Origin of the sequence: Acidicapsa acidisoli, from assembly GCF_025685625.1 — a bacterium.
GTDB classification, from domain to species: Bacteria; Acidobacteriota; Terriglobia; order Terriglobales; family Acidobacteriaceae; genus Acidicapsa; species Acidicapsa acidisoli.
Genome location: NZ_JAGSYI010000001.1, coordinates 811,928 through 825,342 on the forward strand (window position 1 = coordinate 811,928; position 13,415 = coordinate 825,342).

Annotated in this window: 6 protein-coding genes; 2 read left to right on the forward strand and 4 right to left on the reverse strand. The window is 57.3% G+C overall.

Features of this window, described 5'->3' with window-relative positions; genetic code table 11:
• Window positions 1-707: 707 nt before the first annotated feature.
• Window positions 708-4,514, forward strand: a complete 3,807-nt coding sequence (locus OHL23_RS03375) for a carboxypeptidase-like regulatory domain-containing protein (RefSeq protein WP_263350358.1) — start codon at window positions 708-710, stop codon at window positions 4,512-4,514.
• Between the two features lie 182 nt (window positions 4,515-4,696).
• Here the strand turns inward: OHL23_RS03375 and OHL23_RS03380 are convergent, their stop codons facing one another.
• From OHL23_RS03380 to OHL23_RS03395, 4 genes are all read right to left on the reverse strand, one after another.
• Window positions 4,697-5,377, reverse strand: a complete 681-nt coding sequence (locus tag OHL23_RS03380) for a Fe2+-dependent dioxygenase (RefSeq protein WP_263350359.1) — start codon at window positions 5,375-5,377, stop codon at window positions 4,697-4,699.
• A 113-nt stretch (window positions 5,378-5,490) separates the two neighbouring features.
• Window positions 5,491-8,121 carry a TonB-dependent siderophore receptor gene (locus OHL23_RS03385; protein ID WP_263350360.1) on the reverse strand — a complete coding sequence of 877 codons (2,631 nt, stop codon included), beginning with the start codon at window positions 8,119-8,121 and terminating at the stop codon, window positions 5,491-5,493.
• Window positions 8,122-8,898: 777 nt separating this feature from the next.
• Window positions 8,899-10,542: an L-lactate permease gene (locus OHL23_RS03390; RefSeq protein WP_263350361.1), complete on the reverse strand. Its 1,644-nt coding sequence runs from the start codon at window positions 10,540-10,542 to the stop codon at window positions 8,899-8,901.
• A gap of 25 nt (window positions 10,543-10,567) precedes the next feature.
• Window positions 10,568-11,998 carry a glycerate kinase type-2 family protein gene (locus OHL23_RS03395; RefSeq protein WP_263350362.1) on the reverse strand — a complete coding sequence of 477 codons (1,431 nt, stop codon included), beginning with the start codon at window positions 11,996-11,998 and terminating at the stop codon, window positions 10,568-10,570.
• 547 nt (window positions 11,999-12,545) lie between these two features.
• Between OHL23_RS03395 and OHL23_RS03400 the strand changes: the two genes are divergently transcribed.
• Window positions 12,546-13,355 carry a FadR/GntR family transcriptional regulator gene (locus OHL23_RS03400; RefSeq protein WP_263350363.1) on the forward strand — a complete coding sequence of 270 codons (810 nt, stop codon included), beginning with the start codon at window positions 12,546-12,548 and terminating at the stop codon, window positions 13,353-13,355.
• Window positions 13,356-13,415 lie beyond the last annotated feature (60 nt).

A 13,415-nucleotide genomic window follows, 5' to 3' on the forward strand; every position in this document is an offset into this window, starting at 1 on the left:
GGACTTGAAGCCGTCGAGTGCACCACAATGTGGCTGCTACCGCGTTCGGATATTCGTAGCGTATTCCGGCGGAGCGATTTCGCTGGAGACAGCGCAAGGGAAGCAACATCCCGGCGCAGCAGCGCGAGATCGCGATCCTAGAGGCACCGATCTCATGCTCACCACGCATGGCCGGGCGGCTGAATCATCGACGGCCTCTCGTCCCTGGCGCTCTCTCACACTTGAGATGATTGTCGGACCGTGTATGGTGCGCTTCAGCGCCGGTTCTGCCGGAATTCGGGACCGACAATCGGCGGCTTTCCACAGTAAAGGATGGTTCACTAATTCCGTTTTTCATTTGCTAATCGTGAAAGTAAAAGGATGAATGCAGGAATGACTTCGTGATGGGTCCCAAAAAAGTTGCTTCCAAAATAAAGAGATTTAAGCCATTATGAATAAACGTAAAAATACTCGGTATCATTTTTCACGATCCGTTACACGTTCTATCGTTTGACGCATTGACTGCTACAAGGGGCAATAAATCCCCGAGGGAAGCCTGCGGCCCACAACGCTAAGGCTGACCTGTTCCATACCTACGATGAGTTAGACCTGCAATCTGCTAGACCTACGACCAGCTAGATCGAATCACGCCGAGCAGTTGAACGACTTCCACAATTTCAATTTAAACAGAGCCTGCAGATGCAGACACCACAGACCAGGAGTCCAGAATGCACCGAATGAAGTGGCATCTCTTCGCGTTCATCGCACTGTTAACCTGCGCCGTCTATCTACCCGCGCAAGATACTGCGTCGGTTGTTGGAACGGTTACGGATACGACCGGGGCGGTCGTACCGGGCGCGTCCGTTGAACTGGCGAATCCGGCCACAGGCAAGACCTACAAGACCGTGACTGGCGGCAATGGTTCCTACACCTTCGCCGACATCACACCCGGCCCGGGATACAAGGAAACCGTATCGCGAAACGGATTTCAAACCACGGTGCTGACTGACCTCTACATGAACGTCGCGTCGACCCGTACGCAGAACGTCAAGCTCGCAGTCGGTTCGGTTTCCGAAACCGTTGACGTATCGGCCTCGAACGAGGGAGTAACCCTGGATACGACCGATGCCACGGTGGGAAACAACTTTGAAGCGCAGTTTATAAATGAGCTCCCAGTCTCAATGCGCGATTCCCCCGTGGCGTTGCTGACACAACAGCCGGGCATGACCCAGGATGGCTCGGCAACCGGTGCGCGCACAGATCAGAACCGCCTGACGCTGGATGGCCTGGACGTGAGCGATATGACCACCGGCACAATTCTCAATGCTGCAAATAATGGCGCTGGTATTGTTCACACGATTATCGGAAACGCCCCGGTGGACTCGATCCAGGAGTTCCGCGGAACCACAGCCGGTATGCTCTCGAGTTCCGGCAACGGCGGCGGCGGCCAGTTCGAGATGGTTACCCGATCGGGAACCAACCACTTCCACGGCAACATCAACGAATATCACCGGGACACGGATCTCGAGGCCAACGAGTGGTTTAACAACTTCGATGGCGTACCGCGTTCTCCGCTGATCCGTAATCAGTTTGGCGGCAACTTCGGCGGTCCGTTCTGGAAGGACAAAGCCTTCTTCTTCTTTGACTACAACGGCCGGCGCGATACGCTTGCCGCTCAGGCCGAGCGCACCGTTCCGACAGATAGTTTCCTCAAAGGCAACACTGTCACCTACTACACCAACATTGCCTCTGGGACCACCAACAGCATCAACGCAGCCCAGGTGGCCGCCTACGACCCACAGGATGTCGGCTTCGACTCAAGCATGATGCAGGCCATTGGAGGCCGTTATCCTTCGCCAAACGATTTCACGGGCGATAAGGGCGATTTGCTGAACACGGCCGGCTACCGCTTCAATGCTCCGACACCCTACGTGGAAAACAACTACGTTGGGAAGGTCGACATCAATCCCTGGCAAAACCACCACCTCTTTGGCCGTGTGACCTATAACCGCACCAACGCAGTTTATAAACCCGTTCAATTCCCCAATGATCCGGAGACGTCTCCTTACATTGACGACAGCCATGCCTGGGTTGTTGGCTGGGATTGGGCGATCAGTACGAGCAAGACAAACAGCCTTGTCTGGGGTAACACGATAGCCAACCTTGGCTTCCCGATCACCTACAACCCACAGGGCCCAAACCAGTACAGCTGGGATGGAGACCCGACCGGTGGCTCCTTCCTGGACCCCATTTATACAACTGCCGCCGGCGCTCAGGCGCGCTACTTTCCGATTCCCTTGGTACGTGATGACTTCCATTGGGAAAAAAGTCGTCACAGCTTCTCGTTTGGCGGCACGTTCAAGTACCCGAGCCCTCACTTCAGCAATTATTCGGACTACAACAGTCCAAACCTCGGATTGGGCGGGGGCATTACCGGCCTGACCGACGGAGATACCTGGCAGTTTCGTCCCAATGACCTGGACCGCAATCAGACCAGTTTGACGATTTACGACTCCGCCTATGTCTTTGGGCTGGGCCGTTTCGCGAGCGCTGGCGCCACCTTCAACTACACAGCCGCAGCCAGCGTCGTCCCCCAGGGTACCGGCTTGCAGACCAAGTTCCAGTACTACGAGACAGAGGTCTACTTCGGGGATACCTGGAGAGCGACGCCGTCTCTCACGGTCTCCTATGGATTGCGCTACCAAACCTACACCGTGCCCTACGAAGTTCATGGCCTCGAGTCAGTTCAGAGCGAGAGCTTCAAAGACTTTATGAACGCTCGTATCGAGCAGAGCGCGGCGGGCGTAGGCGGCAATGCTTCCTTGCCGGGCGGGACGGCGGCAGTGCCGTACATCACCTACAGCCTGGGCGGCAAGGCAAACCACGGTCCTGCTTATTTCAGCCCAAGCAACGGAGATTTTGCTCCGCGCGTGGCCTTTGCGTGGACTCCCACCCAGAGCCGCAAGCTCGTCTTTAACGGCGGCGGCGGCATCGTGTATGACCAGACTGTCGTCAACGCCATTCTGCAAGAGCAGGCGGGGTATTCCTATCTCTTTGAGAGCGCTGGGACCAAAAACTATGGCGTTTCCGGCAACACGGTCCATTCCGCGGCGTATTACTCTCTGCTGGGGAACCCGCGTTTCACAGCGCTCACTTCCCCTCCCGCTGGACCCGTTGCTCCAGCGATCACCAAGCCCGATTCGCCCTTCATCGGTCCTGGCGATCCAAATTGCGCTGGCGCGGCCGGCCCTTGCGGCCTCACCAACGGCAACGCGTTCAACGTATCGGTGGATCGTTCCCTGCCTACGCCATACAACATCGTGTACAACTTCGGCATGCAGCAGGAGGTCAAGGGAGGCTTCATCTTCAAGCTTGGATACGTGGGCCGTCTGGGACGCCGTCTACTAGCCCAGGCCGATGCCGAGCAAATCATCGACTTCCCGGATAAAGCCTCGGGACAGAACTTCAGTCAGGCAGTCGCTAATCTGACCACCTGGCTGCGTCAGAATCCCAATGCCGATCCGTCAACGGCCCCGGCTCAGCCATGGTTTGAACATGTGCTGTACCAAAATCCGTCTGGCGGTAGCAACACAGGCTATGTGGCGAACCAATGCTCGCCTTACCCGGCACGCGGCGACGTCGCCGACACGACGCAATGCATGTCCTTCTACGGATTGCTGCCCGCCAATGTCGGCATGGGTGCGCAGTTCTCGGAGAACACCTTCTTCACGGACAAGGGTTTCTCCGCCTACAACGGCATGCTGGTTACGCTGCACAAGAACAACAGTCACGGCCTGCAGTTCGATCTGAACTACACATGGTCGCACTCTATCGACAATGTCTCACTGGTTGCCAACTCCTATGCCTACGGCGGATACGGCTTTATCTGCGATGTTCTGCGTCCGCGTCTGTGCCGCGGCAACTCGGACTTTGACGTGACCAACTATCTGAACGGCAACTTCCTGTATGAGTTACCGTTCGGCCATGGCCGCGACTTTGCGGCGACGCTTCCGCGGTGGGCCGACGAGGCCGTGGGCGGATGGGAGCTGAGCGGTTTGCCGATTTGGCATACCGGCACTCCATACATGGCCAACTCTGTCGCCTTCCTCATGAGCTATTCGAACGAAGACCCCGCGATTCTGACCGGCGGCCTGGCCCCGATGAAGTCCCATGTGACGGTGCAAAATGGCCAAGTCTACGCTTTCAAGAATTATCAGCAGGCCTACAGCCAGTACAGGGCTCCCGTGGGCTTTGAGATGGGTTCGCGCAACAATCTGCGCGGTCCCGGTTTCTTTGACCTCGATCTCGGACTCGGCAAGACCTTCCCGATCTATAGGGAGGGTGTCAATCTGAAGTTCCGCGTCGATGCCTTCAACGCTCTGAACCATCCAAACTTTCAGGCTCCCAGCTTCGAGAACAACATGAGCCTGGTTGCGGCGCCGAACGAGTTCGGTGTAATTCCGGGCACGGTGATTCCCAACGGCAGCGATCAGGCTGCCCGTGTATTGCAGGGTTCGCTGCGGTTGGAGTTCTAGCCAGCCGCGGCTTTGCATAGACGTGCAGTCGTGTGGATGCGGAGTTACAGGAAGAAATCGACGTCAGCGATGCGAGTATCGATCCTTGACTGGACTGAACAGCCAGGAGCTTATCGCTCCTGGCTGTATTTTCGTGAGGGCCGTAGCTTCTGGCATCCCCGAAGCATGCAAGGACGATGCAACTACATTTCAGCCCAGCGGCGCAGCAGATTGTGGTACACGCCGGTCAGTTGGACGCCTGAGCTGTTGCCGGGATGCTCCTTTGCGAGGCGTTGAATGGACGTATCCAGATCGTAGAGGAGCGTGCGATCTCCATCGCTGCGAATCATGCTCTGAATCCAGAAGAAGGAGGCCACACGCGCACCGCGAGTCACGGCTTCCACGCGATGAAGACTGGTGGATGGATACAGCACCATGTGTCCGGCGGGGAGCTTGACGCTGTGTACGCCGTAAGTATCCTCGACCAACAATTCGCCTCCGTCGTAGTCCTCGGGCGCGCTCAGAAACAGTGTCGCCGAAACGTCGGTGCGAATGCGCTGTCCGGTGGAAGCCATGGCGCGAATCGCGGTGTCGACGTGCGTGCCGAAGCGGCCTCCGCCCGTATAGCGATTGAACATGGGCGGAAACACGCGCAGAGGCAGCGCTGCGGACATAAACAAGGGCGAGCGGGCCAACGCGGCCAAAACCATCTCGCCCAGCTTCACCGCAACCGGATGGCCTTCGGGCAACTGTAGATTCTCCTTGACGGTGTGCGCCTGGTATCCTGCGGTCACTTTGCCGTCAACCCATTCGGCTGCGTCCAGCGCGGCGCGAGCATGCGCGACTTCTCCGGCATTCAATACATCTGGAATTGTGATCAACATTCGTTCTTCTCCTGCCTCTAATTCGTCATGAAATGTTCGTTGAAAAAGGTGATTCGTAAAGATGGCACTCGCGTCTTCCGCGAGTGCCGTCGTGGCTTGAGAAAAAGAGCGGCTCAGAACCTGAAATTCGCGCCAATCAACGCGCTGGCGCCCGCGCCCGGCACCAGATGACTGGGATGAGGAAGATCAATGTAATAGCGGTTCAACAGGTTATTCACGTTTATCTGAAAGTCGATCTTTTCCGTCAAGGGGTGTTTCAACATGCCATTGAAGACCCAATACCCCGGCACCTGCTTCATCGCCACACTGGTGACCACATAGCCGGGCCCATCGGGATTTACCGCATAACCCGTTGGAACATAGGGAACGGTGGAGCTAGCGGTTCTGCTGCCGACATAGTTACTTCCCAACCCGCCATTCAACCTCCAGGGAAGCCGGTGCGTCACAAACAAATTGAAGGTCTGCTTAGGGACGTTGGCCAGTGGATATCCAACCGCCGTGGGAAAGAACTGCGAGAAGATGACCGCGCTGTCGAGATATGCGTATCCCGCCACCAGGTCCATTCCTTCCGGCAGCCGTCCGATGAAGCTGAACTGAGCGCCCTTCACTAACTGGTTGCCGGCGGCAACAATGTTATTGGAGTTGGTGGGATCGGTCTCGTGCGCGTTATCCTTCTCGGTGCGGAAGACTGCGCCCTCCACCAGCAAGCGATCGTTGAGGAAGCTCCATTTGGCTCCGCCTTCATAGGTCTGGTTTTCTTCCGGCTTCACCGATCCGTTGACGAGACCCACGCTGAGGCTCAGCGATTCGGCATCGGGATCGAAGCTGGTGCCATAGTCAAAGTAGACGCTGCCGTGCGTCGATGGCTTGAAGACCAGCGCGGCGCGATAGGTCGGCTGCTCGTCCAAACGGCTAATGGGAGGCACCGCGGCGGTTACTGTTCCACCGGCGGGCGGAGTAGGAGAGGCCAGGTTGTAGTCCGTGTCGAAGCGATCCCAGCGCACGCCCCCGCTCAACTCAAACAGGCGGCCAAGCTTCATGGTGTCCACAAAGTAGAGGCCAACGCTTTTCGATTTCGTGTGCACAATGGAGGTGATATAGCCGGTTCCGCTAAAGGGCTGGTCTTCGTTGGGATTAAGCAGCGTCGTCTCCGGAACAGTATTGATCTTGTTGATGGTGTAACTGGTCCGAATGGGATTCGAAATCTCCTGCCCGCCCTCCACGCCTGCCACCAGGTCGTGACGCGCTCCCCAGGTTTTGAAGTGCGCGGTGACCTCGGTCTGATCCCAGAGATCGCCTTCGACACTCTTGACCTGAATCTGATTGCGATTCACCTGCGTGATCGCGCTGGCCAGTCTGGCAGACGTGTAAGGACAGGGGAGATTTGCGTTATAGGCGAGTGTGGGCAGTGCTGTCACCACCGTGCCCACGGGCACGCTGAGCGAGGCGTTCGAACAAATCTGCGGCTCGGTGATCTGCGCCTGCCGCGGGTAGTTGGCAGCGCGCGCAATGGTGTGCAGGTTGAGGCTCGGTGAGAACTCATGCTCGACCTTCAGCGTCATGATGTCGTCATTGGTCTTGAGATAGTTTTCATCCGGAAAGCCGAAGTAGCTGTGCCGGTTCGCGGGCGCGAGCTGATTGAAGAACCATGGCAGCCCATAGTCCGGCGTGTCGTCTTCAGAAAGGTGGATGTAGCTGAGCGTCGCGCGGGTTTTGGCGTCCATGCCGATGGAGACGGAGGGAGCAATGCCGAAGCGGCGCAGCTCGGCGGCATCGCGACCGGCCACGCCGCCTTCCTGGGCCATAATGTTGGCCCGGAACGCTGTGCCGCCCAACAGACCTGCCACCGGACTGTTGATGTCGGCGGTGATTCTGCGGGTGAGATCGGTGCCAAACTGCGTGTCCACCTCGACGAGCTTTTCCACCTCGGGAATCTTGTTCTCCTGGTTAATGACGCCGCCAGTAGCGCCGCGCCCGAACTGGACTCCCGCCGGTCCTTCGAGAGCTTCGACCTGCTCGAAGTTGAACGAGTCGCGATAGTAGCTGCCGAAGTCGCGAATACCGTCCATGAAGATATCGTTGCGGGCGGTAAAGCCGCGGATGGTGAGGTTGTCGCCCTGCGCACCGGCCTCGCCAGCGGCAAGGCTGATGCCTGGAACGTTACGCAGCGTGTCGCGCAGAGTCGACAGCCCCTGGTCCTGCATGACGAACTGCGGCACCACGCTGATGCTTTGGGCGGTATCGATTTGCGGCTCGGTAAACCGGGTGATGGCGATTTCATTTGCCACCGGCGCGGTGACCGACACCGTATCCCGGGCCTGAACGCCAATCACCATCGTGGTGGCATCCTCCGCACGGTAATTCAGGCCGGTCCCTTCGAGAATCTGCCGCAGCGCATCGTCCTCGCGATACAGCCCCGTAACACCGGGCGAGCGAAAGCCTGCGAGTGTTCCCTCCGGCAGCACAATCCTGACCTTCAACCCGGAGGCCTTTTCATAAGCTTCGATTGCAGCGTCCAGAGGACCGGCGGGAATGTCGAAGCGCTTCAACGGAAGTGTTGCAGCGACCCCGCCATCGGCTGGTTCCTTGTTCCAGACCGCGGCCAGCGCAGGCCGGCTGGAGCCCAGAGCCGTATAGGCAGCCAATGTCCCCATTGCTACCAAACCCCGGGCATTGCCCAGAAGCACACGCTGTGCATTTTTCTTCCTCCCCACAGCGTTCCTGGTTTTCGCTTGCATCTTCATCCTCGGTTTCTCCTCCGGTTGGCAAAGGCCTTTTCAGTTGCAGCACAGCCCTTTGCGGTTCAGTTGTTTTGGGAGCGAGCGTGCAAACCTGGTCGCAGTGGGGCGCAGGCGTGACAGGGCACACCTTGACCGCTGAGTCCGGATCTGGCGCAATCCCGCGCCTTTTCTGCCGATTTTTATGAACGGGGGTCCAGCCGAGGAGAGGCGAACATATAATGCAGTTAGCTCGCAGTCCAATCGGCTGTAGCTCCAGGGTCTTCGCGGTCTCCGCCAAGAGATTTTCCGCAGGGCCCTGGCCCATCAAGAATTGCCAGCCTGATGCCTTCCTTCAAAAATCACTCAAATTTGCTGCTGAATTGAATATACGACAAATTTGGTCCGATACCGAAGGAATCGAGGCAAAGCTCACAAAAATCCTGAAACATTTGTGCAAAATTCATTTGTACGTTGGCGTCTTCATCGCGTCGGCGCTGTGTTTTTCGCGTTTACAGGTGCGGTTCAAACGTTCAACCTGCATGAGACTACGCAGAGCAGCAGCTACGCTCCGCCCAAATGGCTGACGATGCCCGGGTAGCTACACATCAAGTCGTCAAGCTGACCCTTGTAACGTTTGCTCACAACCTGAGCACGTATTTTCAGGAACCGAGCAGGGCATTGCGAAGAGCCGGCACTGCGGTTGTCAGGGCATCCTTTATTTCACGTTTCAGAGGTGCTGTGCGTGAATGTGATGCTGCCATCAGCTTCTTGTCGGTCGATATAACCAAATCGCCGGCTGTTTCAACGACTTCGAGATCCGTATGCGAAAAGCAACGCCGCGAAGCCGACGAGCGATACGAGAAGGATGCTGTGCTTCAAGGTAAACCGGAAAAGACGCGCCTGATCGGGCAGCGACATTCCGGTTGCCGCAGCTGCGACTGCGATTGTCTGGAGACTGATCATCTTGCCCATCACGCCGCCGACTGAGTTAGCTGCCGCCATGAGCACGCGGTCCAATCCAAGACGTCCGGCTGTGAGGACCTGGAGATTTCCGAAAAGTGCATTGGAAGCGGTATCCGACCCGGTGAGAAACACTCCGAGCCAACCGAGGACGGCACTGAAGAAGGGAAATGCCGCGCCCGCCGCCGAGAAAGCCAACCCTAACGTTGCGGTAGCGCCACAATAGTTCATCAGGAAGGCCACGCCGAGCACGCTGGTGACGGTGATCGTGGGCAAAGCCAGTTGATGGACCACGGAAGCCAGCAGACGGAGAAAGCGGCCAGGGGTCATTCTCGCGCTGGCTGCGGTAAGCAAGGTGGCCGCGGCGCAGGCTGTGCCGGCGGCAGAGAGCCAATTCACGCGAAATATGGCAGGGTAAGGAGCGGGTGCGGCTGAGATAGGTGGCATGCGCCACACTACATCGTGCAGAAACGGCCAGGGAAAGGAGAAGCTCAACGCATCCAATCGGCGCTGAACAGGCCCAAAGCCCCACAGCAGAACACACCCTACGAGAAAGATATAGGGCAGCCATGCGAACAGGATAGCGCCGACGGTATACGAGGACGCGGGATCACGCTCTGGAGACCGGATTACGACTACGTTTGGCGCAGACGCGGTTGCCTGGAAACCATTGGGATGCCAGAAGCGAAGCAGCGCGATCAGAGATGCCATCGTCAGCAGAGAGGCAAGGATATCCGTCAGTTGAGGCCCCATATAGCTGGAAACCAGCAACTGTGCAGCCGCAAATACAGTGCCCGTCAGCACCACCGGCAGCCATATTCCGCGAAGGGCTCGAAATCCCCACGTGGCGGCGACCAGATACATCGGCATGATGAGGACGACCGGCGTACAGAGACGCCCTATGTCCGTGCTGAGTTGCCGCACGGGAAGGCCGGTCGTGCCAGCGAGAGTGATAACCGGAATTCCAATCGATCCGAACGCTACGGGAGCCGTATTCGCGACAAGACAGATGGCCGCAGCAGTAAACGCAGGGAATCCCAGCCCCGTCAACATGGTGGAAGCAATTGCGACCGGAGCGCCGAAGCCAGCCGCGCCTTCCAGAAATGCGCCAAAGGCGAACGCAATCAAGATGGCCTGAAGACGCGGATCGGGCGTCAGTCGTCCGATGGTGCTCTTGATGATTTCGAACTGACCTCCTTCCTGGGCCACTCGAAAGAGCAGAATGGCCCAGAAGATGATCCAGAAAATTGGGAAGAGGCCAAATGCGGCCCCGTTGCAAGCCGCGCTGAAGGCCGTAAGTGGCGGCATGTGGTAGCCGGCAATGGCAAGAAGGAAAGTAACTCCGAGGCCGACGAGTCCCGCGAGCCATGCCGGCTTTCGCATAACTCCGAGTAGAAACAGCAGCGTAAAGATCGGTGCCGCAGCGAGAGTTGCGGAAACGCCGAGTCCGCAACCGAATAAGAAATATGTCTGCGGCCAACTCATACGTGTGTTGCTCTTTTGTGTGGAATCAATGGGAGGCTGTTTCTCGGCTCATATGGCATGGCGATTCTGCCAGAAGAATCCGCAGGTCGCGAAGATTGTTCCCCGTGGGCCCTGTCATGATGGCCACTCCGGCGTCTTGAAAAAAAGAGTAAGAAGCGAAGTGCCGCAGCGCCACTTGTGCTTTCACATACAGAGATTCATCGGACGCCTCATCGGAGGATAGAACTCCCACTCTAACTGCGCGAAGTGTCTGCCCGCTTACCACCGCGCCGGCCGCGACACTGTTTCCATCCACGCCGTCTGAGCCTACGGATAGCACTGCAATCGGCTCGTCGGAGGATTGAAGCAGAGTCGCCGTATACAGCGCGAGATGCTGGTTGCGGCCGCCCACCCTCGCATCCACAAGTTTGCTGCCGAGGCCGGAAACCGGAAGCGGCACTGCGACTTCTCCTACAGAGATCAGGCAGACACGCGCGTGCTCCCGCCTCAGATTGCGAATGCGGCCGAGCAGGTATTCCGATGCGGCGCGATAATCCCAGTCGTCACAGGTATTGTCAATAACAGCATGAAAGCCGAGCTGCGTGGCATGCTGACGTGCCGCTTCCGCCAGATCGCTGGCATCGAGAAGTGTGACCGCGCGCGCGGTCAGGTCTTGCGGCTTCGGTGTCTCCGGGAGTTCAAGGGAGACAAAGAGCCGCCGGACGGAGTCAGGAAAGCGATCCAGAAGATTGTACTTACGAATGACTTCGCGGCATTCGTCGACCGTCGATGTGTCCGGAAGCGTGGGTCCGGACCCGATGGTGTCGAGGTGTCCTGACGGAACATCCGAAATGAATATAGAGAGGCATTCGGCGCCTTTGGCAGCGATAGCTAGCCTTCCACCCTTGACTGCGGAAAAGTGCTTTCTAACGCAGTTGATCTCACGGATCGACGCGCCGCTATACACAAGAGCGCTGTTGAAGAGAATCGTGTCCGCTAATGTGATCTCTTCATCCAGCGGCAGTTCCATCATTGCTGAAGCTCCACCACTCACGAGGAACAAGCACAGCGTATCCTCACCGCGAGACGCCAGCTCAGATGCGGTCCGCAACATTCTGAGCACGGCGCGCGCGCCCGCGAATGACGCGTCGTTGGGCATGGGATGACCGCCGGCGAAGAACTCGAAATTTTCGCGCGGCAACTGTGGGGGCAACGTGGAGATAAGAACTCCCGCGAGATCACATGCCGGAAGCAAGGGCAGCCGTGACAAGAACGCTTCCAGCATTGCCGGTGCGGCCTTGCCGAGCGCAACAACGCGGACATGCCGGAACCGTGTCAGTTCCAACCTGCTTTTATCTTCGAAAAGCAGGCTCGAGCTGCCATCTTGTTCGATGACTCTGACCTTGAGCGCCACGGCTTGTTCGACGTTACAACTCGACAGCGCCCGTTCAAAGATAGTGCGCGCGAGATCGCTCAAGTCTACCCTCTCCAAACTGTTTTCCTCCGGGCGCTTGGCCGGTAAGTTGTCGAGCCTGCGGAGAGACTACACTACGCTCAGCTACTAAGTGCGAATCCTGCGATACATTGCCGCCGATTCATCGACACGATAACGTCATGCGCTGGCATCGACTGAACACGCCCTTAGAGTATGCGAGGCGATCATGAATCATGCTCGGGCCAAATGCTAATCGTATGGTATGACCATTGTCAACCAACGTATTCCAGGCCCGCAAATATCCGCTTTGTCCCGGCTCCGCCTGCATGAATCGCGAATTGTGCGGGCGAAGCAGTTCTCTGGGCGAGCCTGGAGAAGCGCGATGAAGTGCTCTTTCCTGTTCTTGCACCTTCCGTACGTTGGTCGTATAGTCGTAAGATCATCCGGCAGTTGTTTCAGGACTGACGTTAGACAAGCGCATGGAACGAAGCGGTGAACTGGGATTTCGGGTCTGGAGCATCCTCCAAAAATAAGGCTGGTGGATAGGTCCTTCGCAACGCTCGACCATGGAAAGGGATTACAGGTACGAATGGGAGAACTCCATCAATCTCTCTCCAGGTCCGTCGAATCCAAGATTCGGAGAGTTACGAAAATCTCGATCAGTGAAGAGATCGCCAAGCAGATTATGGATCTGATTTCGAATGGCGATCTCACACCAGGACAGCGTCTGCCTTCCGAACGGGACCTGTGTGAAAACTTTGGAGCCAGCCGTTCCTCGCTGAGGGAGGCTCTGCGCTGTTTGTCCATCGTCGGTGTGTTGAATGCTCGCGTTGGAGAGGGCACTTCCGTTGCGCCCGACGGTGGAAAGTTCCTGCGCAAGATCCTCGAATGGAGAATGATTACCGAGAAGCACGATATTGAGAACCTGCTGGAAATTCGCATCGCATTGGAAGGAGTGTCTGCGGCAAATTCCGCTCTCTACGCGTCTCCAGAAGATATCGAGAATGCGCGAACACTCCTGGCAAAGATGAAAGCAGCTGTGAAGGACGAAACACAGTTTGCGATTCTGGATCTCGACTTTCATCTCACCCTTGCCAATGCCTCCCGGAACACACTGCTTCTCGATCTGATCTCCGTAATTCGAAGTCAGTTGGCCAGAGCCTTGTCGACGGTTCTCCAGCTTCCCAACGCCAGACCGCTCTCGTTGAAGGAACATATCGCCATCTTTGAAGCGATTGAGCGGCATGATGCCGAGGCTGCGCGCAAAGCCATGCACGACCATCTGGAAGCCGCACTCAAGCGGTACGCCGAGGCCACCGCCGCGGGAAACGGTTCGCGCACGAAGACGACCGCGCCTGCCAATGCCAAGCGGACGCGGGCTCGCTCGGCGAAGAAATAAAGCAACAATACTACCTGGCACTCGTGAAGGCTCCGAGTGCCAGGTAGCCTTATCTGGTCC